Genomic DNA, 23,274 nt, shown 5'->3' on the forward strand with positions numbered 1-23,274 from the left:
TTGCAATGCCCCGCAGTGGGGGTGATAAGCACGTTCTTAATTCATGTTCCGCAAGCTCCTTTCCAAGATCACCCAGACCCTCAAGGGCGGCACCAAGAGCACCGAATCCGCCCGCCCGGCGCACCCGCCCAAGCCCAGCCGGGCAGGGGGCCGTGACCACCGGCCCCGTCAGGAGAAAAAGGCCCCGCGGACCGACGCCCCCAAGGCGGCTCCGTCCGCTCCCCGGGCCGCTTCCGCTGGGCACCACGCTCCTGCCGCCCATGCGCCCAAGCCGCTCCCCGAGGTGCCGAAACTGGACACCTCCTTCACCGCGCTGGGACTCGGCGACCGTATCGCCTATGCCGTCCAGCAAAAAGGTTACGAGAACCCCACGCCCATCCAGGCCCAGGCCATCCCGGTGGTGCTCGCCGGCAAGGATGTCATCGGCTCCGCCCAGACCGGCACGGGCAAGACCGCGGCCTTCTCCCTGCCGATTCTCCAAAAACTCGGCACGCACGGCGCCGGCTTGCGCTGCCTCGTGCTGGAGCCGACGCGCGAACTCGCGCTGCAGGTCGAGGAGTCGTTCAAGGAGTATTCCAAGTTCACCGACCTGCGCACGACCGTGATCTACGGCGGCGTTGGCTACGGCAAACAGCGCGAGGAACTCGCCCGCCGCCCCGACACCATCGTGGCCACACCCGGCCGCCTGCTCGACTTCATGGAGCAGAACGAAATCCGCCTCGACAAGGTCGAGGTGCTCGTGCTCGACGAGGTGGACCGCATGCTCGACATGGGCTTCCTGCCCGACGTGAAGCGCATCGTGGCCAAGGTGGCGAAGAACCGCCAGACGCTCTTCTTCACCGCCACGCTGCCGCCGGAGATCGAGCAGCTCGCTGCGTGGGCCCTGCGCGACCCGTTCAAGATCGCCGTCGCCCGCGAACGCTCGACCGCCGAGACGATCACGCACGCCTTCTACCCGGTCGTGCAGGCGCAAAAGTTCGACCTGCTCGTCCACCTGTTGGAGCAGACGGAATACAAGAGCGTCATCATCTTTTCGCGCACCAAGAGCGGCGCCGACTACGTGGCCAGCCGCCTCCAGCGCGCCGGCCACACCTGTGCCGTCATGCACTCCGACCGCAGCCAGCAGGAGCGCGTGGATGCGCTCAAGGGCTTCAAGTCCGGCAAGCACGAGGTGCTCGTCGCCACCGACATCGCCGCCCGCGGCCTCGACATCGCCGGCGTGTCGCACGTCATCAACTTCGACGTGCCGGAGAACCCCGAGGATTACGTGCACCGCATCGGCCGCACCGGCCGCGCCCAGAACACCGGCGACGCGTTTACGCTCGTCACCGAGGAGACCTGGCGCGACGCGCGCAGCATTGAGCGCTTCATCAGCCAGAGCATCCCGTGGAAGAAGATCGAGGGCTTCAACTACACCTACTCGGGCATCTTCGACGGCGGCGGCATGCCGACCGCCGCACCCGAGAAGCCGAAGAGCCGACTCTCCCGCGGCGGCCGGCGCTGAGCGGGGTAGGGCCTGTCTCCGACTGGCCTAGGTTCAGACAGTAAAGGCCAAGCAGGGCCCGAAGATTTTCTGCGTCCTTTCGGCCGGTCGTGCGTCTGCCTTGGGTGAATCCAAATCACCCATGAAGAATCCCGCTCCCACCACCGAAACCATCCGTGAATACGTCCGCGAGCGCTACGGCGCCATCGCGGTTGAGGCCGACGCCGGCGAACCTGCCGGCTGTTGCGGCGGCGCCCCGAAGACCGATGCCACCGCCTGCTGCGACGCCGACGAGCAAGGCAAGGCCGCCGGCCAGGGCGGCTGCGGTTGCGCTCCCGCCGGGTCCGCCGACGGTTGCTGCACCGCGCCGGAAAACTACAGCGCGCAGCTCGGCTATAGTGCCGCCGACCTCGCCAGTGTCCCCGCCGGGGCCGACCTCGGCCTCGGTTGTGGAAACCCGCTCGCCATCGCCTCGATCAAGCCCGGCGAGACCGTGCTCGATCTCGGCAGCGGCGCGGGCTTCGACGCCCTGCTCGCCGCGCGGCAGCTCGCGGGCACCGGCCGCGTGATCGGCGTGGACATGACGCCGGCCATGGTTGCCAAGGCCCGGCGCAACGTGGCCAAGGCCGGCCACGCCAACGTCGAGTTCCGCCTCGGCGAGATCGAGGCGCTGCCGGTGTCCAACGCCACCGTGGACCTCATCATCTCGAACTGCGTCGTCAACCTCTCGCCCGAGAAGCCGCGGGTGTTCGCCGAGGCCTTCCGGGTGCTCAAGTCCGGCGGCCGGCTCGCCCTCTCCGATGTAGTTGCCGTCAAACCGCTGCCCGACGATATCCGCGCGCAGCTCCCGCTGATCGGTGCCTGCATCGGCGGCGCCACGCTGGTGGACGAGTTGCGGGCCATGCTCAACGCCGCCGGCTTCCAGCGCGTGGATATCGACCTCAAAGGCGCCTCCCGCAAGTTTATCGCCCAGTGGGGCAGCGACCCGAGGGTTGCCGACTACATCGTCTCGGCCATCATCACGGCCTGGAAGCCCTGAAGATGACCAGTGCCGCCCAGTCAGTTTCGCGTCGCGCCCGTCCCGGTTCCGGGGCGGGCTTCGACGCCGGCGTGCTGGAGTTCGCGCCGCGGCTGCGGGCCTTCATCCGCCGCCGCGTGCGCGATGAAGCGACCGCGGACGACCTGACGCAGGAGGCGCTGCTCAAGGTCTATCGTTCCCGCGCCACCTTGCGCGACGACACCCGCCTCGAGGCGTGGCTCTACCGAATCGCGCGCGGCACGATCATCGATCATTACCGCCGGCAGCGTCCAACGGAGGAACTGCCGGCGGCGTTGACCGGCGAAAGCCCCGACGAGATGGCGGCCATGCGCACGCGTGTGCTGACCTCGATGAAACGTTTCCTCGCGGAGCTGCCCGAAGCCTACCGTGAACCGGTGCGGCTGGCGGAGCTGGAGGAGCTGCCGCTGGCGCGCATCGCCCTGCGGCTGAACCTTTCCCTGACCGCCGTGAAATCCCGCGTCCGCCGCGGCCGGGCGATGCTGAAGACAAAACTGCAGGCCTGCTGCCGCTTCGAGTTCGACCGGCTGGGTCGCATGATCGGCTTCGAGCGCCGCCAGCAGCTGTGTTGCGACGACTGTTCCGGCCGGAAGTGACGATTGGGTGACGGGCATTTCCCTGCTTGATTCATATTCCGACAAAGGAATATGTGTGTTTCATGGAATTGGTTCGCATCTACGAATGCCTGTGCGACCTCACTCGCCTGCGCCTGCTGCATGTGCTGGGGCAGGGGCCGCTGTGCGTGTGCCATTTCCAGGCGGTGCTTGACGAGCCGCAGGTGAAGATTTCCAAGCATCTGGCCTACCTGCGCGAGCGCGGGCTCGTGACCTGTGAACGCGAGGGCAAGTGGATGATTTACGCGCTGCCTGCAAAGCCGTCGCCGGAATTGCGCGCCAACCTCGCCTGCCTGCAGGACTGCGCCCGCGACAACTCCGTCTTCAGCCGTGATCTCGTGCGCCTGAAGAAACTGGCTCCGCAGCCGCCCTCCTCCGCGGGTTGCGGTTGCGCTCCGGTTGGCCGCCGCTGACCCAAAATTCACTGCATGAAAAAAGCCCGCATTGCCATCAACGGATTCGGCCGCATCGGCCGCCTCGTCTATCGCGCCGCCTGGAACTGGCCGGAACTCGACTGGACGCTGATCAACGACCCGAAGGGCGGCGCCGAATGCGCGGCCCATCTCCTCACCTTCGACTCCGTCCAGGGACGATGGCCGCAGGAAGCCGTGGCCGACGGCGCCAACGCGATCCGGATCGGCGAAAAACGCATCGCCTTCACAGAGCACGCCAAGCCCGGCGAGGTGGACTGGGCCGCGCACGGCGTGGACATCGTGCTGGAGTGCAGCGGCAAGTTCCGCACCCCCGAGCAGTTGGAGCCCTATTTTGCCCGCGGCGTGAAGAAGGTGATTGTCGCCGCGCCGGTGAAGGGCGGCGACGCGCTCAATATCGTGATGGGCGTGAACGACCGGCTCTACGATCCGGCGAAACACCGGCTCATTACCAACGCCTCCTGCACGACCAATTGCCTCGCGCCCGTGGTGAAGGTCATTCACGAGGGCCTTGGCATCGAGCACGGCGCGATCACTACCGTCCACGATGCGACCAACACGCAGACGATCATTGACGCGCCCCACAAGGATCTGCGCCGGGCCCGCGCCGCCGGGCTCTCGCTCATCCCGACGACGACCGGCAGCGCCACGGCCATCGGGCTCATTTATCCCGAACTCCTCGGCAAGCTGAACGGCCACGCCGTGAGGGTGCCGTTGCTCACCGGTTCACTCACCGACTGCGTCTTCCAGGTGAAGCGCGACACGACGGTCGAGGAAGTGAACGCCCTGCTCAAAGCCGCGAGCGAAACCGCACCTCTCCGGGGCATTCTGGCCTACGAGACGCGCCCCTTGGTCTCCATCGACTTCAAGGGCAACCCCGCCTCCGCCACGATCGACGCCCTCTCCACCATGGTCGTAAACAAGCGCCTGGTGAAGATCTACGCGTGGTATGACAACGAGTGGGGCTACTCCAACCGCATGGCCGAACTCACGCGCAAGGTCGCGGGTTCGCTCTGACCGGCCGGCCTATTCCGCGGTGAACCTGCGCAACTATATCATCGTCACCGGCGCTTACTGGGGCTTCACGCTCACGGACGGCGCGCTGCGGATGCTGGTGCTGCTGCATTTCTTCAACCTCGGCTACTCGCCGGTGACGCTGGCGTTCCTGTTCCTGCTCTACGAATTCTTCGGCATCGTCACGAACCTGCTGGGCGGCTGGATCGCTTCGCGGATGGGGCTGCGCGTCACGCTCGTCGGGGGGCTGGCCCTTCAGGTCGCGGCGCTCGGCCTGTTGTCCTTGCTCGATCCACAGTGGCCGGAGCGTTTTTCGGTCGCCTGGGTGATGCTGTCGCAGGCGCTGTCGGGCATCGCCAAGGATTTGACGAAGATGAGTTCCAAGAGCGCCATCAAGGTCCTCGTGCCGGCCGACGCGAAGGGCACGCTCTTCCGCTGGGTCGCGGTGCTCACCGGCTCGAAGAACGCGCTGAAGGGCGCCGGTTTTTTCCTCGGGGCCTTCCTGCTCGCGACGGCCGGCTTCAAGGGTGCGCTGTGGCTCATGGCCGGGGCGCTGGCGGCGGTGTGGCTCGGTTCGTGGATTTCGCTGCCGCGGGAGCTGGGCAAGGCCAAGGGCAAGGCCGGCTGGCGCGACCTGTTCGCCAAGAGCCGCGCGATCAATGTGCTTTGCACCGCCCGCTTCTTTCTCTTCGGCGCGCGCGACATTTGGTTTGTCGTGGGCGTGCCGGTGTTTCTGCGCGGCGTGCTGGGCTGGAGTTTCTGGCAGGTAGGCACGTTCATGGCGTGCTGGGTCATCGGCTACGGCCTGATTCAGGGTGCGGCCCCGGCGATCTTGCGTGGACGTGCGCCTGCGGGCGGCACCGCCGCGGCGATCGCCTTCGCGCTGACAGCGGTCTCGGCCGCGATTCCGCTGGGGCTCGCGGCCGGCTGGCCTGCGGGCGGAGTGGTTGTCGGCGGTCTCGCGCTCTTCGGCGCGGTGTTTGCGCTAAACTCGGCGGTGCATTCCTATTTGATTCTCGACTACACCGACGGCGACAAGGTCGCACTGAACGTCGGCTTTTACTACATGGCCAACGCCGGCGGGCGGCTCGTGGGTTGCCTGCTCTCAGGCGTGCTGTATCAGGCGGCGGGCCTGACCGGCTGTCTCTGGGGCACGGTCGTATTTGCGGCCCTCGCGGCCCTCGTCGCGCTCTCGCTGCCGCGCACCGCGGAGCATCCCGAGCGGCTGACCGTCGCCACGCCAACGGCCGACGGCGACTAAGTTTATCCCAACCGAATACCCCATGAAAACGCACCAGGTCCTCATCCTTTGCACGGGCAACTCCGCTCGTTCCATCTTCGGCGAATACCTACTCCGCGCCAAGGGCAAGGGCCGGTTCGCGGTGCGCAGCGCGGGCGCGCACCCGACCGGGCGCGTGCATCCGCTGGCGGTGCGGGTGCTGCGCGAGCGCTACGACCTCGATGCGAGCGACGCGCGCTCGAAATCATGGGATGAGTTCAAGGGCGAGAAGATCGATTTTGTGATCACGGTATGCGATAGCGCCCGGGAGGCCTGTCCGATCTGGCCCGGTCAGCCCGTAGTCGCGCACTGGGGCTCACCCGATCCGGCGGCGGTGAAGGGCACCGAGGAGGAGCAGTATCGGTTCTTCGTGAACGTCGCCTCGCAGATCGCGCGGCGGGTGGAGCTGTTCTGCGCCTTCCCTGACGACAAGCTCACGCCGCTGGCCGTGCAGGACATCGGACGCCAGTTTCGGATGGAGGGAGAGGCGGGCTTTGCGCGATGAGCGCGACTTCGTCACCGCTGTTGCGTCAGCTTTCGTTCCTCGACCGCTATCTGACGCTCTGGATCTTCCTCGCGATGGCGGCGGGACTGCTCACCGGGCGATTCTTGCCGGCGATTCCGCAGGTGTTGACGGCGTGGAGCGTCGGCACGACGTCCATCCCAATCGCGCTCGGGCTGATCATCATGATGTATCCGCCGCTGGCAAAAGTGCATTACGAGGAGCTGGGCGATGTGTTTCGCGACCGTCGGGTGCTGATGCTCTCACTCGTGCAGAACTGGCTGGTCGGGCCGGTGCTGATGTTCGCCCTCGCGGTGGTTTTTCTGCGCGACCAGCCGGAGTATTTCGCCGGCCTGGTCCTCATCGGGCTGGCGCGGTGTATCGCGATGGTGATCGTGTGGAACGACCTCGCCGGCGGCAGCCGCGAGTATTGCGCGGGGCTTGTGGCCTTCAACGCGCTGTTCCAGGTCTTCTGTTTCGCGCCGCTGGCGTGGTTGTTCCTCAAGGTGTTGCCGCCGCTGGTGGGCGTGGAGCTGGGCGCGCTCGACCTGTCGGCCATCACCATCGGCAGCGTGGCGGAGAGCGTGTTCATCTACCTTGGTATTCCCTTTCTCGCCGGCTGGCTGGGTCGGCTGGCGCTGCGGCGCGGTTCGGCCGGCATCGCTTGGTATGATAACAAATATATTCCGCTGATCAGCCCGCTCACGTTGGCGGCGCTGCTCTTCACGATCTTCGTGATGTTCAGCCTCAAGGGCGACACCGTGCTCGCGATCCCGCTCGATGTGCTGCGGATCGCGGTGCCGCTGCTGGTTTACTTCGCGATCATGTTCGGCGCGACGTTCTGGATGAGCGCGCGCGCCGGCGCGGACTACCCGCGTGCGGCGACGCTGGCGTTCACGGCGGCGGGCAACAATTTCGAACTGGCGATCGCCGTGGCCGTCGGGGTGTTCGGCCTCTCCTCTGGCGCCGCGTTCGCCGCCGTGGTCGGCCCGCTGGTTGAAGTGCCGGCTCTGATCGCGCTCGTGACGGTGGCGCTGGCCTGGAAGCGCCGGGTCAAGCCCGCCGCCTGATCCGGCCCAATGTTCGTAATACGAACATTGGCGCCCGCTGCCCCGTCAGACTTAGCAGCCATAAACGCCGCCATTGATGTCGAGGGTGGCGCCGGTGATGAAGCCGTCGTATTCGCTGGCGAGATAGACGGCAGCGCGCGCGACGTCTTCGGCGCTGCCGCCGCGGCCAAGCGGGATACCGGCGATGGTGGCGTCGGCCGACTGCTTTGTGGTGTGCGTGTTGTGGAAACTGGTGCCGAGGATCAGGCCGGGGGCGAGGGCATTGACGCGCACACCCTGCGGGCCGACCTCGCTGGCGAGCGAACGCGTGAAGGTAAGGATGGCGCCCTTGGCCGTGGAATAGACCAGCGAGCCGGCATGGCCGCCCTTCCGGCCAGCGAGGGAGGATAGGTTGACGATGCTCGCGCCGCCGCCGGATTTTGCCGCGGCGATGAGGTGGGGCAGGGCGGCGCGCGTGACGCGACGCAGGCTGCCGAGGTTAAGCGACATGACCTCGGCCCAGAAGGCGTCGTCGGCTTCGGCGAGGCTTTTGCGGGCGACGAGGGAGCCGGCGTTGTTGATGAGCACGTCGAGCCCGCCGAGGAATTGCACGGCTGCGGACACCAACGCCTCGCAGCCCTCGGTCTCGGTCAGGTCAGCGCTGGCGTGAGCGTAGCGGCGACCAAGATTGTTCGCGACGGCTTCCAAGCTGCGGGCCCCGTCGGCGCTGCTGCGGTAGTGGACGAAGACGTCGCAGCCGGCCTCCAGCAGGTGGCGGGCGATGGCGAGGCCGATGCCTTGGGCGCCGGCGGTGACGAGGGCGCGTTTGCCGAGAAGCTTGGTCATAATAATCATTAAATGAAAGCCTGCCGCCCGCGCGTCAACCGTGTGCTGGGGCGTGACTCAATTAGGCGTTGCGGGTGGCCCGGGCGGTGCTTCGCTGGCCGTTCCGCATGAAACTCGACATCCCGCCCGGCGACTTCGCCGGCTACATCTTCGACTGCGATGGCACGCTGGTGGACACCATGCCGCTCCACTACCGCGCCTGGGACAAAGCCATGCAGGCCGCGGGGCTCAAGGGCACGCTGAGCGAGGAGCTGTTCTACTCGCTGGGTGGCATGCCGACGCGGAAGGTGGCGGCGGTGTTCGCCAAGCACTACGGCCTGACCATCGACGTGGACTGGGTCTTCCACCACAAGGAGGAGTATTTTCTCGAGATGCAGGCGGAGATGAAGGTCATCAAGCCGGTCGTGGACTTCGCGAAGAAACTGCACGGCGCCAAGCCCATGAGCGTGGCCTCGGGCGGCCCGAAACCGGTCGTGAAGAAAACGCTCGAGCTGATGCACCTCGCCGATCTGTTCCCGGTGGTCGTGACGCCGGAGGACGTGGCGCACGGCAAACCTGCGCCCGACATGTTCCTGCTTGCCGCGCAGAAAATGGGCGTGCCGCCGGAGAAATGCCTTGTGTTTGAGGACGCCGGTCCCGGCTTCGAGGCCGCCATCGCCGCCGGCATGCAGTTCGTGCGCGTGCCGAGCCGGACGACGTGAAGAATTTGATTTGAACCGGTGCGCCCGCACGCATCCTTTGGCGGCATGACTTTCGCTGAGCTGGCCAACCCCGGCATCCTCACGCAACCGGTCTATGAACCGGGCAAACCCATCGAGACCGTCGCCCGCGAACTCGGGCTCGATCCGGCGGGCATCATCAAGCTCGCGTCCAATGAGAACCCGCATGGACCGTCGCCGAAAGCGCTGGCGGCGGCGCAGCGCGCCTTGCAGGAGGCGCATCTTTATCCCGACGGCGGCTACTACGCCCTGCGCGAAAAGCTGGCGCAGAAGCACGGGCTGGGCATGAATCAGTTCATCATTGGCGACGGCTCGAACGAGCTGCTCGAACTGCTCGGCCACGCGTTTCTCTCGCCCGGCAAGGAGTGCGTGATGCACGCGTCGGCCTTCGTGGTCTACAAGCTCGTGGCGCTGATGTTCGGCGCCAAGCCCGTCGAGGTGCCGCTCGGCCCCGGACTGAAGCAGGACACGTCGGCGCTGCTCGCCGCGATCACGCCGAACACGCGTCTGGTGTTCCTTGCCAGTCCGGCCAATCCGACCGGCGTGGTGAACACCGCGGAGGAGATCGCCGCGCTCATCCGCGCCCTGCCGCCGCACGTCATCCTCGTAATGGACGAGGCCTACATTGAGTTCCTCGAGAATCCGCCCGATCTGCGGCCGTTCATCGCCGAGGGACGGAAAGTGATCGGCCTGCGCACGTTTTCGAAGATCTACGGGCTTGCCTCGCTCCGCGTGGGCTACGGCTACGCCGCGCCCGAGCTGATCGCCATCGTGCAGCGCGCGCGCCAGCCGTTCAACGTCAACGCCATCGCCTCCGCTGCCGCGGTCGCGGCGCTGGACGACGAGGAGTTCGTCACGCGCTGCCGCCGGGAGAACATCGCCGGGTTGGCGCAACTTGCGTCGGGCTTCCAGGCGCTCGGACTCGAGTCCGTGCCCGGCCACGGCAATTTCCAGCTCGTGAAGGTTGGTGACGGTGTGGCGGTGTTCGATGCCTTGCAGCGCCGGGGCGTGATCACGCGGCCGGTAAAGGGCTACGGTCTGCCCGAGTGGCTGCGCGTGACCGTCGGCACCCCGGCGCAGAACGAGCGGCTGCTGGCGGAGCTGAAGTCGGCTTTGCAACGATGACGCATTTCGGTAGCCGCGTTTGAGCCGGAGGCGAAAGCGTGGAGCGGCCACGTTGTCGCTGCGCTCCAACGCAGCTACACCCACCCAGCACACGAAATCCCGCGGTTATCGCTTCGCCGCGGCGCGTTTCACACGGTCGTTGATCGCGGCGGCGAGGCCGCCGGCAGTCGGGGGCAGTTTTTCGATGAGAATCTGGTGGTGGCCGCTCGCGTCGGCCTCGCGCAGCACGCGGTAGAGGTGGCGGGCGATTTCCGAAAGTTCGCCGCGCCGGCTGAGCCAGTAAACGCCCACCCGGGCTTGGCCGGCGGGCTTCCGGAGCAGGATGACGGCAGTGCCGGTATCGGTGGTGGCGGGATTCGCGACCGCCCGCAGCGGCGTGCGCGGGCTGTAGTGTTTGTCGAGCAGGCCGGGGGCAAGCAGACGCTTGCCCGGCTTGCCGGCCCGGCGCACGGTGGCGACCTTGGTCCCGAGCACGCGGGAAATTTGCTCCGCGCTGATCGCCCCCGGACGCAACACGCGCGGCCGGCCCGGACGCGACAGATCGAGCACGGTGGATTCGACGCCGATCGGACACGCGCCGCCGTCGAGGATGTGCGGGATGCGCGCGCCGAGTCCTTGGCGCACATGTTCCACGGTCGTCGGGCTGATGTAGGTGAAGGGATTCGCGCTCGGCGCAGCCAGAGGCACGCCGGCCAGCTTGAGCAGGCGGCGCGCGAGCGGATGCGCAGGCGAGCGCAGCGCCACGGTCGGTCCGCCGGAAGTCACGATGTCCGGCACGCAGGCCTTCTTGGGCAACACGAGCGTGAGGGCACCGGGCCAGAAGGCCTGCACCAGCCGGCGCGCGGGGTCGTTGAATTCGGCCAACTCAACCGCATGCGCCAGATCCAGCACATGGACGATCAGCGGATCGTGCGCCGGCCTGCCCTTGGCGCGGAAGATGGCGCGGCAGGCTTCGGTATCCAGCGCGTGGGCGGCGAGGCCGTAAACGGTTTCGGTCGGGATGGCCACCAAGCCCCCGTCGCGAAGCACGGTGGCGAGCCGGCGCAGGTTGGCCGGCGTGGGGCGGTGGAGGCGGGCCTTCATTTCGGGCGATAAAAAAGCCGGAGCAAATGCTCCGGCTGAAAGCGTCGCGCGAGCAACGGCTTATTGCATCGTCAGCAGGTTGCGACCGGACTTGATGGTCTTGGTCACCTTGCGCTGCTGCTTGGCGGAGAGGCCCGTGTATTTGCGCGGGAGGATCTTGCCGGTATCGGTGATGTAACGGCTGAAATTCTGGGGCGCGGTAAACGGAACCTGCTCGGGCGTGAGGCTCTGCTGCTTTTGTTCGGTGCTCATGTTAAGAAAAGGAGGGCGGAACGTTGGGATTCGTCCGCACCCTGTCAACGGGCATTTTTAAGTTGCCAAAGCTCTCTGCCGGTCCTGTTTGGAAATGCCTTTAGTCCCCGTAGCTCAAATGGATAGAGCGCGCGTTTCCTAAACGTGTGATCCCGGTTCAATTCCGGGCGGGGGCACCAGCCCTTGCCAGCGCTCGCGTCCGGCACGCCACCTCGACGGCTAAATTCCGCTCCGGCGGGGGCTTGCCAGAGGTCGGCGGAACCCCAACCTCCCGTTCATCGTGCCCAATTCCTTCGGCAAACTCTTCACCATCTCCACCTGGGGCGAAAGCCACGGGCCTTCGGTTGGCGTCGTCGTGGACGGCTGTCCGCCGGCCTTGCCGCTGACGGAGGCCGAGGTGCAGGCCGAGCTCGACCGCCGGCGCCCCGGCCAGAGTGACATCACCACGCCGCGCAAGGAGGCCGACACGATCGAGTTCCTCTCCGGCACCTTCGAGGGCCGCACCACCGGCCAGCCGCTGGCCATGCTGGTGCGCAACGCCGACCAGCGCCCCGGAGCCTACGACGAGATGCGTGAGAAGTTCCGCCCCTCGCACGCCGACTTCACCTACACGACCAAGTTCGGCTTCCGCGACCACCGGGGCGGCGGACGCTCCTCCGCCCGCGAAACCATTGGCCGCGTGGCGGCCGGGGCCATCGCGCGAAAGATTCTGAAACTCTCCGGCGGCGTGGAGATCCGGGCCTTCGTGACGCAGGTTCATGACATCGTTGCGCCCACGGTCGTGAAGTTTCCCACGCTCGCGCAGGTGGAGGCCACCGCCGTGCGGTGTCCGCATCCGGCCAGCGCCGAGAGGATGATCGCCCGCATCAAGCAGGTGCGCGCGAAGGGCGACTCCGTGGGCGGCGTGATCGAGTGCCGGGTGCGCGGCGTGCCGGTGGGGTTGGGTGAGCCGGTGTTCGACCGCCTCGAGGCCGACCTCGCCAAGGCCATGCTTTCGCTGCCCGCGACCAAGGGCTTCGAGATCGGCAGCGGCTTCGGCGGCGTGCTGCTCAAGGGTTCGCAGCACAATGACGTCTTCGTGAGCCGTCGCGGCCAGGTCGGCACCGCCACCAACCGCTCCGGCGGCGTGCAGGGCGGCATTAGCAACGGCGAGGAACTCGTCTTCCGCGTGGCCTTCAAGCCCACGGCCACGATTCTCCAGAACCAGCGCACCGTTGACCTGCGCGGCGCCCGCACCGAGCTCAAGGCCCGTGGTCGTCACGATCCTTGCGTCGTGCCGCGCGCCGTCGTGATTGTCGAGGCCATGACCGCCCTCGTCCTCGTGGATCACTGGATGCGCCACGCGGCGCAGAACAAAACCTTCAAGTTCTGATCCGGCGCCGCCTGCACGGGTTTGCGTTTTGAGCCGGGCCGGCGAACATCGGTTAAAATGAATCCCGTCTATTTCATCCTCGGCACCCCCGGTTCGGGTCGGCGCGGCATCGTGCGCGACCTGATCGAGAACGGCCTCGGGGCCGACGAGAAGGCCGTGGTGTTGCTCGCGGAAAGCGAGGCGGCCGACCCGCAGGATGAGAAGCTGGCTGCGCTGGCCAACGTGGAGATGCACCGCTGGAAGTGGACCGCGCCGGAAATCCCGCCCGCCAAGCTGCCGCACGACGCCACGGTTTTTCTGTTCGCCGACTCACGCGCCGGCCCGATCGACCAGCTCGAGGCGCTCAAACCCTGGCTGGAGCGCCAGGGCCGGGAACTCGCCCGTATCTTCACCGTCCTGGATTGCGGGTTGGCGGAAAAGCATCCGGTCCTGCGCCAGTGGTTCGACGCCTGCATCCATTTCTCCGACGTGGTCTTCCTGACCAACCGGTCCGGCGTGGGCAACAAGTGGCTCAGCGACTTTCTCAAGCATTTCAAGGACGAGCGCTTCCCCTGTCATTTCGTGCAGGTGAAGGCCAAGGGCGCGCTGCCGACCCCGCTCGTCTGGCTCGATCCCACCCCGCGGCGCGTGTCACAGTATTTTGAGGAGGATTACGTCGATCTCAGCGACGTGATCATCGAGACCGGAGACGACGAAGATGACGAGGGCGAGCCCATCAAGCCCGGCGAGGACGACGGCATCATCCCGCCCGAGCCGTATTTCGTCCGGCAGCGCAGCGGTCGCCGTGACCGCGAGGTGCCGGATCTCCGCGATATCTTCCCCGCGAAATAACCCGCCCGAATTCCGGCGGCGCTGACAGCCGTCGGTTTGGTAGGCTGGGTCATGATTCAACCCGAAGCCGCCTTGTCCTCCGCCCCGTCAGCCTTGCCCAGTCCCCGCACGATGTATCGCGCGCTGGCCCGGCGCGATCCCGCCTACGAAGGCGTGTTCCTCACCGGCGTGAAAACCACCGGAATCTTCTGCCGGCCGACCTGCAAGGCCAAGAAACCGCTGCCGCAGAACGTGGAATTTTTCCCCAATGCCACCGAGGCACTGCACGGCGGTTATCGTCCGTGCCGGCTCTGTCGTCCGATGGATGGCACCAAGCCCGTGCCGCCGCTCGTGGAGAAGCTGCGCCGCGCCGCTGAAGCCGCGCCCGACGGCCGCGTGACCGACAAGGACCTCGTAGCCATGGGCGTCGAGCCGACGACGGCGCGCCGGCAGTTCAAGGCCTACCACGGCATGACGTTTCACGCCTACCAGCGCGCCCGGCGCATGGGGCTCGCGCTGCGCGACGTGAAATCCGGCAAACCGGTGATCGAGGCGCAGCTCGACCGGGGCTACGAATCCACCAGCGGATTTCGCGAGGCCTTCGCCCGGGTTTTCGGCGCGCCCCCGCGCGGGGCGCAGGACGCAGCCTGTCTGCTGGCTCGCCGGCTCGAAACCCCGCTCGGCACGATGCTCGCGCTGGCCGACGATGCCGGCCTGCGGCTGCTGGAGTTCGTGGACCGGCGCGGCTTGGAGCGCGAGCTGGTCGGCCTGCGCCGCCGGCTCAAGTGCGCCATCGTGCCCGGCAGCCATGCGCTGCTTGATCAGATCGCGACCGAGCTGAGCGAATATTTCGCCGGCCGGCGGATGCAATTCACGGTGCGTCTCGCCCCTGTTGGATCGGATTTCCAACTGCGCGTCTGGGCTGAGTTGCGCCGCATCGAACCCGGTCGCTCCCGCAGCTACGCCGAGATGGCGGCGCGACTGGGCATCCCCAAGGGCCCGCGTGCCGTCGGCCGGGCCAACGGCTCCAACATGCTGGCCATCGTAATTCCCTGCCATCGCGTCATCAACGCCGACGGCAGCCTTTGCGGCTACGCTGGCGGTCTCTGGCGCAAGCAGCGGTTGCTGGAGCACGAGCGGAAGCATGGCCCGGCTTAGCCGACGATCAACCCACGGGCCGGCCGAGGTGCAGCTACGTCGGGTCAGGCGCCGGAAAATTCAATGACTTTTCATGCGGCGAATTGCGGGAAACCGTGTCAGATTGGGCCATGAGGCAGACGCATGTTGGATATCGGACAGAGATCGGATTGGCGGGTCGCAGGGCGCTGGCATTGGTGGTCGCGCTCACCGCGTCGCTGGTCCCGGCAAGGGGGCAGACCACCGCGTATCGCACGGAAACCGCGTTCCCCGGCATCACGTTCAACCAACCGCTGGGCTTCGCCACGCCACCCCGCGAGACCGACCGCCTGTTCGTGCTGGAGAAACCCGGCCGCATCCAGGTGATCACGGGCCTCGGGGGCACTCCCGCGAAGCAACTCTTCCTCGATCTTACCGGTCGGGTCGTTGCCGACGGTGAGGGCGGCGTGCTCGGCCTCGCCTTCCATCCGAATTTTGCGAACAACCGTTTCTTCTACGTCTTCTACACGACCAATGCGACCACGGCCGCGGGCACCGGTCTGCACGACCGGGTCTCGCGTTTCACGGCACTCGCCGCACCGGCCTCGAATGCCGATATCCTTGCGACCGAGGTGCCCCTGATCTCGCAGTTCGACGAGGCGAGCAACCACAACGGCGGCGACCTGCACTTCGGGCCCGACAACTACCTTTATATCGCCTTGGGCGACGAGGGCGGGAGCAACGACCAATACAACAATAGCCAGCGCATCGACAAAGATTTCTTCGCCGGTCTCCTGCGGATCGATGTGGACCAGCTCGCCGACAACCTCCCGCCCAACCCCCATCCGGCGGTGCACGCGGGCACCTACCGGATCCCGGTGGACAACCCGTTTGTCGGGGCGGCCACGTTCAACGGCCAGGCCGTCAACCGGGCGAGCGTGCGCGATGAGTTCTGGGCGGTGGGGCTGCGCAATCCCTGGAAATTTTCCTTCGATGTGCCGACCGGCCGGCTGCTGCTGGGCGATGTCGGTCAGGGCGCGCGCGAGGAGATCAATCTCATCGTCCGCGGCGGCAACTATGGTTGGAGTTATCGCGAAGGCTTGGTGGCGGGTCCGCGGTCCAACCCGCCGGCCGCGGCGGTATTTGTCGATCCCATCTGGGATGCCGATCGGACCACGGCCGGCTCGATCACCGGAGGCGTGGTCTATCGGGGCAGCCGGTTTCCGGACCTCGCCGGTCGCTATATTTTTGGCGATTATGTGCGCGACCGGATCTTCGCGATGACGATTCCGGTTGCGGGCAGCGTCACCGTCGAAACGCTGCTGACCGAGGACTCGCCCGTGGCCTTTGGCACCGATCCCCGCAATGGTGACGTGCTCATCGCCAGCATTGGGGCCGGGGCCATTCGGCGGCTGGTCTCGGACGCGACGCAGCCTCCCAGCCCGCCACCGCCCGTGGTGCAGCCACCGACCACACCACCACCCACCAGCGGCGGAGGGGGAAACGGGGGAGGAGGCGGCGGTTCCGTTTCGGGTTGGTTTCTGGCCTTGCTCGCTGGACTGGGGGTACTGCGATTCTGGCGCAACCAACCGGTCCATCGGCCCTGAAACGGTCGCTCAAACAAAACTCTTGCCCCACTGGAGGCGGGACGTATCCATTGCCCTTCCGTTTTTTGCCCAGGTGGTGGAATTGGTAGACACGCAGGTCTCAGAAGCCTGTGCTTAACCGCATGGAGGTTCGAGTCCTCTCCTGGGCACCATTTGAAAAGTCCGCTGGCTTCCCGCCAGCGGACTTTTACTTTTCCGGCATTCCGTGAGCACCCCTTCCACCCCTTACGCCCGCAGCGGCCTCCCGATTTGGGGCGTGGGACTGATCATCGTTGGCGCGACAGCGGTGGCCTACCACAACTCGTTTGGCGTGCCGTTCATTTTCGACGACGACTTGTCGATCCGGGACAACCCAACCATCCGCAGTTTGGCCACGGCTTGGGTGCCGCCGGGGCAGAGCGGGCTTACGGTCAGCGGCCGGCCGCTGCTGAATTTCACGCTGGCGCTGAACTACGCGGTGGGCGGCACCGCGGTCTGGGGTTACCATCTTGTGAATCTGCTGATCCATGTGGCGGCGGGTTGCACGCTGTTCGGGATCGTGCGGCGGACGATGGAGGCAAATCGGTTTACCCCTTCGCTGGCCGAGGCCCGCCGGGGTTCGGAGAACCCACCCTGCAACCGCGATGCGACCTGGCTCGCCTTGGCGGTCGCACTGTTGTGGACGCTGCACCCGCTGCAGACTCAGGCGGTGACCTACATCGTCCAGCGCGCCGAGTCGCTCGTGAGCCTGATGTATCTGCTGACGCTGTGGTGCTTCATCCGCTCGATCGAGCCCGGCGCGCCGAAACGCTGGGCGGTGTTGGCGTGGGTGGCGTGCCTGCTCGGCATGGCCGCGAAGGAAGTCATGGTCACGGCGCCGGTGATGGTGGCGCTCTACGACCGGGTTTTCGTGGCGGGTTCGTGGACTGAGGTCTGGCGCCGGCGCTGGCGCTTTCATCTCGCGCTGGCGGCAACGTGGCTGCTGCTGGTGTGGCTGGTCATGACGACCGGAGGGCGCGGGGGCACGGCGGGTTTCGGCGGCGCGATGTCGCCCTGGGGTTACGCGCTCACGCAGGTGGGCGCGGTGGTGCGCTACCTGCAGCTGGCGCTCTGGCCGCAGCCGCTGGTCTTTGATTACGGCAAGGACTTGGTGCCCGGTTGGAGCGCAGTCTGGTGGCAGACGCTGTTGCTCCTGCCCCTGCTCGTGGCGAGCGGCTGGGCGGCGTGGCGCGGACGGGCGAGCGGCTATCTGGGGGTTTTCTTCTTCGCGGTGCTGGCTCCGAGCTCGAGTTTTGTGCCGGTGGTGACCCAGACGATGAGCGAACACCGGGTTTACCTGGCGCTCGCGGCCGTCGTGTCGCTGGTGGTCGTCGCGTTGCACGCGTGGCTGGGACGGCGGAGTTTTCTGGTGTTGGGCGCGCTGGCTGTCGGTCTCACGACGGCGACGGTCCGTCGCAATCACGACTACCGCACGGAGCTGGCGATTTGGGAGGACACGGTGGTCAAGCGGCCGCAGAATATCCGGGCCCTGAGCGCGCTCGCGGAGATTTACCAGAAGGCCGGGCGTCTTGATGAGGCGCGGGTGTTGCTGGAGGAGGCTGCACGCGTCGCGCCGGAGTCGGTGGAAGTGCGCAACAATCTCGGTAACGCGTGGATGAAGCTCGGCCGCTGGCCCGAGGCCATCGCGTGTTTTGAGGCGGCGCACCGGCTGAAGCCGGAAGAGCCGGATGTGTTGAGCAACCTGGGCAACGCGTTGCTGCAGACGGGTCAGGTGGTCGAGGCGATCGCGCATTTCGAGCTGGCGCTGCGGCACAAGCCGGATTTCCCCGAACCGCGCTACAACCTCGCCAACACGCTGGCGCAGCTCGGCCGCCTGGCGGAGGCCGAGCCGCACTACGCCCGTTACGTGCAGCTCAAGCCCGACGACCCCGATGCACGCTCGAATTACGGCGACGTTCTGCTGGAGCTCGGCCGTGGCCCGCAGGCGCTGGCGCAATTCGAGGCGGCGATCCGGCTGAAGCCGGACCGCGCCGAGCTGCACAACAATCTTGGCGTCGCGCTCGCCCGCCTTGGCCGGGCCCGCGAGGCCGTGCCTCATTTTGAGACGGCGTTGCGACTTCAGCCGGATTTTACCGGGGCCCGGCAGAATCTGGCGCAGGCACAGCAAGCTTTGGTTCGATAGCTGCGAGACCGATCGGTTGGTGGCGGGCTGATCGCGGGAATGTGCTTTTATCCCTCTGGAAATGAGCCTATTGATGGCTGCATGAAGGTGCTGCTTGTTGAAGATCATGTGGTCATCCGGCAGGTGTTTGCGGATGCCATCGGCCTGATGCCGGGCTACGAGGTCGTGGGCGGCGCATCCACCCTGAAGGCAGCGCAGGAGATTTATCAGCGAACCAAGCCGGACATCGTGGTGCTCGACATCAACCTCAACGGGTGGTCGGGCCTGGAGTTTCTCGAGTTTCTGCGCGAGCAGCAGTCGCCGACGCAGGCGCTCATTTTTTCGGGAGTCACCGACCGAAACGTGCTGGAGCGGGCCTTGTCGCTTGGAGCCCACGGCATCGTGGAAAAGACCGACACGTTGCCGGAGCTCACCGCAGCGCTGGCGGCTGTGGCCAACGGACGCACCTACCTGAGCCCGACCGTCGCGAAGGTGCTAGGTCGCAAGACCATCCGCCCAGACGTCGTGGATCTCACGCCGCGGGAGAAAGAGGTGCTCATGCACATTGCCAAAGGACTTGGGGTGGCGGACATCGCCGTCAAGCTGAGCATCAGTTCGCTGGCGGTGGAAGAGCACCGCAGGAGTCTGATCAATAAAACGGGCCTGATATCGCAGGCCGAACTGGTGAAGCTCGGCGTCAGACTCGGACTGATTCAGGGAGGCTGACTCCCCCTGCGGATCAGCTGATCAGGTCCTGGATGAGCGGTTCCCGGGTCGGGGTGGAGGAGCTGAACTCAATGGCTTCGCGGATGAGGGTCTCGGCCCGGACGGCTTTGGCGTCGTCGTTTACGTGCAGGGTGCAGAGACGCGTACCGGGGGCGACGGGTTCGCCGATCTTGATCAGGTCGGCAAGGCCGACGGCGTGGTCGATCTTGTCCGTGACCGCAGCGCGACCGCCGCCGAGGGCCATGATGGCGTGACCGCATTTGAGGGCGTCCACGGCGCTGACAAAGCCGCGGGTGCCGGCCGGGGCGGTGAGCGCGATCTGCTTTTTCGCAGTGGGAAGGATGGCGTAGTCGTCCACCACCCGCGCGTCGCCGCCCTGGGCGGTGCACATTTCGCGGAACTTCTGCAGCGCGGCGCCGGAGGCGATGGCGGCCTGCATCTTGGCTTGGGCGTCGGCCATGTCCTTGGCTGCGCCGCCGAGGATGAGCATGTGGCCGGTGAGCGCGAGGGTGACCTCCATGAGATCGGCGGGGCCGCGGCCCTTGAGGCATTCGATGGACTCGATGACCTCGGTGGTGTGGCCGGCGGCGCGGCCGAGCGGCTGGTCCATCGCGGTGAGCAGGGCGCGCACGGGTTTGCCCGCAGCGCGGCCGGTTTCGACCATGGCGCGGGCGAGCGTGAGGGCGTCGGCCTTTTTCTTCATGAACGCGCCCTGGCCGAACTTCACGTCGAGCACGAGCGAATCGATGCCCTCGGCGAGCTTCTTGCTCATGATGCTGGCGCAGATGAGCGGGATGCATTCGACGGTGCCGGTGACGTCGCGCAGGGAGTAGAGCTTGCGATCCGCCGGGACCACCTGCGGGGTCTGGCCGATCATGGCGGTGCCGACCTGTTGCAGGATGGCGCGGAACTCGGGCACGCTGAGCTGGACCTTGAAACCGGGGATCGACTCGAGCTTGTCGAGCGTGCCGCCGGTGTGGCCGAGACCGCGGCCGCTCATCATGGGCACCTTGAGGCCGCAGGCGGCGGCGAGCGGGGCGAGGATGAGGGAGACCTTGTCGCCCACGCCGCCGGTGGAGTGCTTGTCCACCTTGGCGCCGGGGAGGTCGCGCAGGTCGATGACCTCACCGGAGCGCATCATGGCGTCGGTCAGCCAGGCGGTTTCCTGCGGCGTCATGCCGCGCCAGAAGACAGCCATGAGCAGGGCGGTGGCCTGGTAGTCGGCGAAGGCACCGTTCACGACACCCTTGGCGAAGAACTCAATCTCGTCGCGGGTCAGCGCTCCGCCGTCGCGTTTCTTGATGATGATGTCTTGGGGAAAGAAGGCAGGCATGGTCCGGGGTCTCACGCATACCGCTCTTCTTTCCACGGGTCGCCGATGGCGTGGTAGCCGCGGACTTCCCAGAAGCCGAGGCGGTCCCCGGCGAGGAAGGTGACCGTCTTCACGAATTTCGCGCCCTTCCAAGCGTAGAGCTTGGGGATGATCACGCGCGCCGGGCCGCCGTGCTCGCGGGAGACGGGCGCTCCGTCGAACTGCGTGGCGACCAGCACGTCGTCGTCGAGGCAGTGCTCCAGCGGGACGTTGGTCGAGTAGCCGTCGTAGCTGGTGAAATAGACGAACTTCGCCTCGGGCTTGGGTTGCGCGAGTTCGAAGAGGGTGGTGAACGCCACACCGCTCCACCGGCAGTCGTATTTGCTCCACGTGGTGACGCAGTGGAAGTCGCTCACGTCGGTCACCTGCGGCAGGGCGTTGAACTGGGCCCAGGTCAGCGTGGCCGGCTTTTCGACGAGGCCGTCGAGCGTCAACGACCATTCGGTGTGCGGGACCTCGGGCTGCACGCCGAGATCGAGCACGGGAAACCCGGTGGTAAGCTTCTGGCCCGGCGGCAGGCGCCCGGGTGCGGCGTGGTCGCGGGGCTTGAAGCCCGACGCCTTCTGTTTCTCGGCCCACTTCTGCTTGGCCGCGATGTAACGATCTTTCGACATGCGCCGAAGCTATGACACGCGCGGCGGCCTGGCAAGCAGCGCCTCGGTGACGACCCGGCGCTTGAGGGTGTAGTAAGCGGCCATGCCGCCTTGGTAGAGCAGGGTGAGGCCGGCGAGGAGCAGGCAGACCAGGGCGTTCATCATCTGGAGGAGCAACGGGCGGTCGAGTTCGGGGTTCAGGCCGGCGGCGGTCAGCTGGCGGTCGATTTCCGCCCGGGCGAGCCCGGGCAGTTCGGCCCACATCGCCTGTGGATCAAACCACCGCCAGCGGAACCAGGCATAACTCCAGATCACGCCGAGCAGTGCGAGCTGGGCGCCGATCAGCCAGCTGACGCCGCGCGGGTCGGAGCTTAGCAATCGACGCCGACCATGCAGCTCGGCGAGACCGGTGAGCACGACAAGGATGGACGTGCCTGTGAAGAGCCAGCTGGGCTGGAGTAGCGAATAGAGCCCGCCCAAGGAGGCCACGATGACAATGCTCCAGCCGTCAGCACGCGCGAGGGCCAGGACGCGCCGCAGGGTTTTCTCAGGCAGGACGGGCGGCGGGGCGGACATGGCCTCACGCTAACAGTCGCGCCCGGCCGTGCGAGTCTGTTCCAGTCCGGTTGCGGCTCACTCGACCGGTCTGAGCTGAATCGTATCGATAGTCTGCTCGCCCGCGAGCACGTTGGTCACGACGACCATCCAGTCGCCGGTCTGCACCCAGCCGCGGCGCAGGAGGTAGGCGAAGGCGTCGCGGATGGTCTTCTCGGGTTCGGCCCCGAAATCCATCAGGAACGGCTCCACGCCCCACACCAGCAGCAGGTGGCGGAAGGCGACGGGGTTGTCGGTGAACGCGTAGATCGGACAGCGCGAGGCGCGCAGGGCCGACAATGTCTGCGGCAGCAGGCCGCTGCGGGTGAAGACGACGATGCCCGATTCGCCGATCTCCTGCGCCAGCACGATGGCGGAACGCAGCAGGCGGTCCTTGTGGGTCTTGAGCGGCAGGTCGGCATTGTAACCTTTCGAGGTGGTGCCTTCGATGCGGCCGGCGACGCGCTTCATGAACTGCACGCATTCGAGCGGGTAACGGCCGGTCGTCGTTTCGCCGGAGAGCATAATGGCGTCGGCGGTGGACCAGACGGCGCTGGCGATGTCGCTGACTTCGGCGCGGGTGGGCACCGGCGACTGGATCATGGATTCGAGCAGGTGCGTGGCGACGATGACGGGCTTGCGGAGGCGAATGCAGGCCTCGACGGTGCGGCGCTGGATCAGCGGCAGATCTTCCATCGGCACCTCGATACCAAGGTCGCCGCGCGCGACCATCACGGCGTCGGAGGCGGTGACGATCTCGTCGAGGTTGGCGATGGCGGACTGGTCCTCGATCTTGGCGATGACGCGAGCGGAGCTCCCCTTTTCGGAAAGGTAGCGGCGCAGGATGTCGATGTCGTCGGCCTCGCGCACAAACGACAGCGCGAAAAAGTCCACGCCTTCCTCGATGCCGACGGTGACATCGGCCCGGTCCTTGGCGGTGAGGGCGGGCAGGCGGACCTTCACGCCGGGCAGGTTGATGTGGCGGCGGTTGCCCAGCCTGGCCGGCACGACCACCCGGCAGCGCACGCGGGCGGACGTCGCGCTGACGACCTCGAGGCGGATGAGCCCGCTGTCCACGAGCACGGTGGAACCGGTCTGCACATCCTCGCCAAAGGACGGATAGTTCACCGAAACGGCGAGGATGCGGTGCTCGGATTCGCCCGGCTGGGGCAGGAAGTCGATGAGCTGGCCCGCCGTCAGCTCGACCGGTTCCGGCAGATCGCCGGTGCGGATCTCGGGGCCCTTCACGTCCATGAGCAGGGCGATGTGGCGGCCGGTGCGCTGGCAGACCTCCCGCACCCGGCGGATCATGGCGCGGGTCCACGCGTGGTCGGCGTGGGCCATGTTGAGGCGGCAGACGTCCACGCCGGCGAGGATGAGGCGCTCGAGCATGCGTTCGTCGGCCGAGGCCGGGCCGAGCGTGAAGACGATTTTGGTGAGCCGGAAGGCTTCCTTGGGCAGAGTGGCGGCGGGCGGATTCACGCCCGGCT

General features: G+C 66.6%; 23 protein-coding genes and 2 tRNA genes. 18 read left to right on the forward strand and 7 right to left on the reverse strand.

Going from position 1 to position 23,274, the window contains the following annotated elements; all coding sequences use genetic code 11:
* The first annotated feature begins 43 nt into the window (after nucleotides 1-43).
* The 8 genes from ESB00_RS01995 (at nucleotide 44) to arsB (ending at nucleotide 7,450) form a co-directional block, all read left to right on the forward strand.
* Entirely contained in the window at nucleotides 44-1,504 is a 1,461-nt protein-coding gene (locus tag ESB00_RS01995; protein ID WP_218938660.1) for a DEAD/DEAH box helicase, read from the forward strand.
* 121 nt (nucleotides 1,505-1,625) lie between these two features.
* A complete protein-coding gene (arsM, locus tag ESB00_RS02000) occupies nucleotides 1,626-2,522 on the forward strand; it encodes an arsenite methyltransferase (protein ID WP_129046056.1) in 897 nt (298 codons plus the stop codon).
* 2 nt (nucleotides 2,523-2,524) lie between these two features.
* Nucleotides 2,525-3,136, forward strand: a complete 612-nt coding sequence (gene sigZ / locus ESB00_RS02005) for an RNA polymerase sigma factor SigZ (protein ID WP_129046057.1) — start codon at nucleotides 2,525-2,527, stop codon at nucleotides 3,134-3,136.
* A gap of 62 nt (nucleotides 3,137-3,198) precedes the next feature.
* On the forward strand, nucleotides 3,199-3,567 hold the full coding sequence (locus tag ESB00_RS02010; protein WP_129046058.1) for an ArsR/SmtB family transcription factor: 369 nt from the start codon (nucleotides 3,199-3,201) through the stop codon (nucleotides 3,565-3,567).
* 15 nt (nucleotides 3,568-3,582) lie between these two features.
* A complete protein-coding gene (locus tag ESB00_RS02015; RefSeq protein ID WP_129046059.1) occupies nucleotides 3,583-4,602 on the forward strand; it encodes an ArsJ-associated glyceraldehyde-3-phosphate dehydrogenase in 1,020 nt (339 codons plus the stop codon).
* A 19-nt stretch (nucleotides 4,603-4,621) separates the two neighbouring features.
* Nucleotides 4,622-5,860, forward strand: coding sequence for an organoarsenical effux MFS transporter ArsJ (arsJ, locus tag ESB00_RS02020; protein ID WP_218938661.1), 1,239 nt, complete (start codon nucleotides 4,622-4,624; stop codon nucleotides 5,858-5,860).
* Between the two features lie 22 nt (nucleotides 5,861-5,882).
* Nucleotides 5,883-6,383: an arsenate reductase ArsC gene (locus ESB00_RS02025; RefSeq protein WP_129046061.1), complete on the forward strand. Its 501-nt coding sequence runs from the start codon at nucleotides 5,883-5,885 to the stop codon at nucleotides 6,381-6,383.
* Nucleotides 6,380-7,450: an ACR3 family arsenite efflux transporter gene (gene arsB, locus ESB00_RS02030; RefSeq protein ID WP_129046062.1), complete on the forward strand. Its 1,071-nt coding sequence runs from the start codon at nucleotides 6,380-6,382 to the stop codon at nucleotides 7,448-7,450. The genes ESB00_RS02025 and arsB overlap by 4 nt, the downstream gene beginning before the upstream one ends.
* 51 nt (nucleotides 7,451-7,501) lie before the next feature.
* Here arsB and ESB00_RS02035 read toward each other — a convergent pair whose 3' ends face one another.
* Nucleotides 7,502-8,275: an SDR family NAD(P)-dependent oxidoreductase gene (locus ESB00_RS02035; RefSeq protein ID WP_129046063.1), complete on the reverse strand. Its 774-nt coding sequence runs from the start codon at nucleotides 8,273-8,275 to the stop codon at nucleotides 7,502-7,504.
* Nucleotides 8,276-8,382: 107 nt separating this feature from the next.
* Here ESB00_RS02035 and ESB00_RS02040 point away from each other — a divergent pair, with 107 nt between their 5' ends.
* Both ESB00_RS02040 and hisC read left to right on the forward strand, forming a co-directional pair.
* Nucleotides 8,383-8,976 carry an HAD family hydrolase gene (locus tag ESB00_RS02040; protein WP_129046064.1) on the forward strand — a complete coding sequence of 198 codons (594 nt, stop codon included), beginning with the start codon at nucleotides 8,383-8,385 and terminating at the stop codon, nucleotides 8,974-8,976.
* 45 nt (nucleotides 8,977-9,021) lie between these two features.
* Nucleotides 9,022-10,119: a histidinol-phosphate transaminase gene (hisC, locus tag ESB00_RS02045; RefSeq protein WP_129046065.1), complete on the forward strand. Its 1,098-nt coding sequence runs from the start codon at nucleotides 9,022-9,024 to the stop codon at nucleotides 10,117-10,119.
* A gap of 105 nt (nucleotides 10,120-10,224) precedes the next feature.
* On the opposite strand, the gene ESB00_RS02050 is transcribed toward hisC, so the two are convergent.
* Nucleotides 10,225-11,202, reverse strand: a complete 978-nt coding sequence (locus ESB00_RS02050; protein ID WP_129046066.1) for an L-threonylcarbamoyladenylate synthase — start codon at nucleotides 11,200-11,202, stop codon at nucleotides 10,225-10,227.
* Between the two features lie 60 nt (nucleotides 11,203-11,262).
* A complete protein-coding gene (gene rpsR, locus ESB00_RS02055) occupies nucleotides 11,263-11,454 on the reverse strand; it encodes a 30S ribosomal protein S18 (protein WP_129046067.1) in 192 nt (63 codons plus the stop codon).
* Nucleotides 11,455-11,557: 103 nt separating this feature from the next.
* Between rpsR and ESB00_RS02060 the strand changes: the two genes are divergently transcribed.
* The 8 genes from ESB00_RS02060 to ESB00_RS02095 all read left to right on the forward strand — a co-directional run bounded on the left by ESB00_RS02060 (nucleotide 11,558) and on the right by ESB00_RS02095 (nucleotide 19,225).
* Nucleotides 11,558-11,633: transfer RNA gene (locus ESB00_RS02060), tRNA-Arg, on the forward strand.
* Between the two features lie 101 nt (nucleotides 11,634-11,734).
* Nucleotides 11,735-12,826: a chorismate synthase gene (gene aroC, locus ESB00_RS02065; RefSeq protein WP_129046068.1), complete on the forward strand. Its 1,092-nt coding sequence runs from the start codon at nucleotides 11,735-11,737 to the stop codon at nucleotides 12,824-12,826.
* 57 nt (nucleotides 12,827-12,883) lie between these two features.
* Nucleotides 12,884-13,657 carry a hypothetical protein gene (locus ESB00_RS02070; protein ID WP_129046069.1) on the forward strand — a complete coding sequence of 258 codons (774 nt, stop codon included), beginning with the start codon at nucleotides 12,884-12,886 and terminating at the stop codon, nucleotides 13,655-13,657.
* Between the two features lie 111 nt (nucleotides 13,658-13,768).
* A complete protein-coding gene (locus ESB00_RS02075) occupies nucleotides 13,769-14,794 on the forward strand; it encodes a bifunctional transcriptional activator/DNA repair enzyme AdaA (RefSeq protein WP_129048259.1) in 1,026 nt (341 codons plus the stop codon).
* Between the two features lie 110 nt (nucleotides 14,795-14,904).
* Nucleotides 14,905-16,359 (forward strand): PQQ-dependent sugar dehydrogenase, encoded by a 1,455-nt coding sequence (locus ESB00_RS02080; RefSeq protein WP_129046070.1) that lies wholly within the window; start codon nucleotides 14,905-14,907, stop codon nucleotides 16,357-16,359.
* Between the two features lie 67 nt (nucleotides 16,360-16,426).
* Nucleotides 16,427-16,511: transfer RNA gene (locus ESB00_RS02085), tRNA-Leu, on the forward strand.
* A gap of 53 nt (nucleotides 16,512-16,564) precedes the next feature.
* On the forward strand, nucleotides 16,565-18,520 hold the full coding sequence (locus ESB00_RS02090) for a tetratricopeptide repeat protein (protein WP_129046071.1): 1,956 nt from the start codon (nucleotides 16,565-16,567) through the stop codon (nucleotides 18,518-18,520).
* An 81-nt stretch (nucleotides 18,521-18,601) separates the two neighbouring features.
* The gene (locus ESB00_RS02095; RefSeq protein ID WP_164975984.1) at nucleotides 18,602-19,225 is read left to right on the forward strand and encodes a response regulator; all 624 of its coding nucleotides are present in this window, start codon (nucleotides 18,602-18,604) and stop codon (nucleotides 19,223-19,225) included.
* A 13-nt stretch (nucleotides 19,226-19,238) separates the two neighbouring features.
* Here the strand turns inward: ESB00_RS02095 and ESB00_RS02100 are convergent, their stop codons facing one another.
* The 4 genes from ESB00_RS02100 to pyk are packed head-to-tail and all read right to left on the reverse strand — an operon-like array spanning nucleotide 19,239 to nucleotide 23,266.
* Nucleotides 19,239-20,558, reverse strand: a complete 1,320-nt coding sequence (locus ESB00_RS02100) for a thymidine phosphorylase (protein WP_129046073.1) — start codon at nucleotides 20,556-20,558, stop codon at nucleotides 19,239-19,241.
* 11 nt (nucleotides 20,559-20,569) lie between these two features.
* Complete coding sequence (locus ESB00_RS02105) at nucleotides 20,570-21,211, reverse strand: sulfite oxidase-like oxidoreductase (protein ID WP_129046074.1); 642 nt, start codon at nucleotides 21,209-21,211, stop codon at nucleotides 20,570-20,572.
* A 9-nt stretch (nucleotides 21,212-21,220) separates the two neighbouring features.
* Complete coding sequence (locus ESB00_RS02110) at nucleotides 21,221-21,766, reverse strand: hypothetical protein (RefSeq protein ID WP_129046075.1); 546 nt, start codon at nucleotides 21,764-21,766, stop codon at nucleotides 21,221-21,223.
* Between the two features lie 57 nt (nucleotides 21,767-21,823).
* Nucleotides 21,824-23,266: a pyruvate kinase gene (pyk, locus tag ESB00_RS02115; RefSeq protein ID WP_246026395.1), complete on the reverse strand. Its 1,443-nt coding sequence runs from the start codon at nucleotides 23,264-23,266 to the stop codon at nucleotides 21,824-21,826.
* Nucleotides 23,267-23,274 lie beyond the last annotated feature (8 nt).

The organism is Oleiharenicola lentus, from assembly GCF_004118375.1.
GTDB classification, from domain to species: Bacteria; Verrucomicrobiota; Verrucomicrobiia; order Opitutales; family Opitutaceae; genus Lacunisphaera; species Lacunisphaera lenta.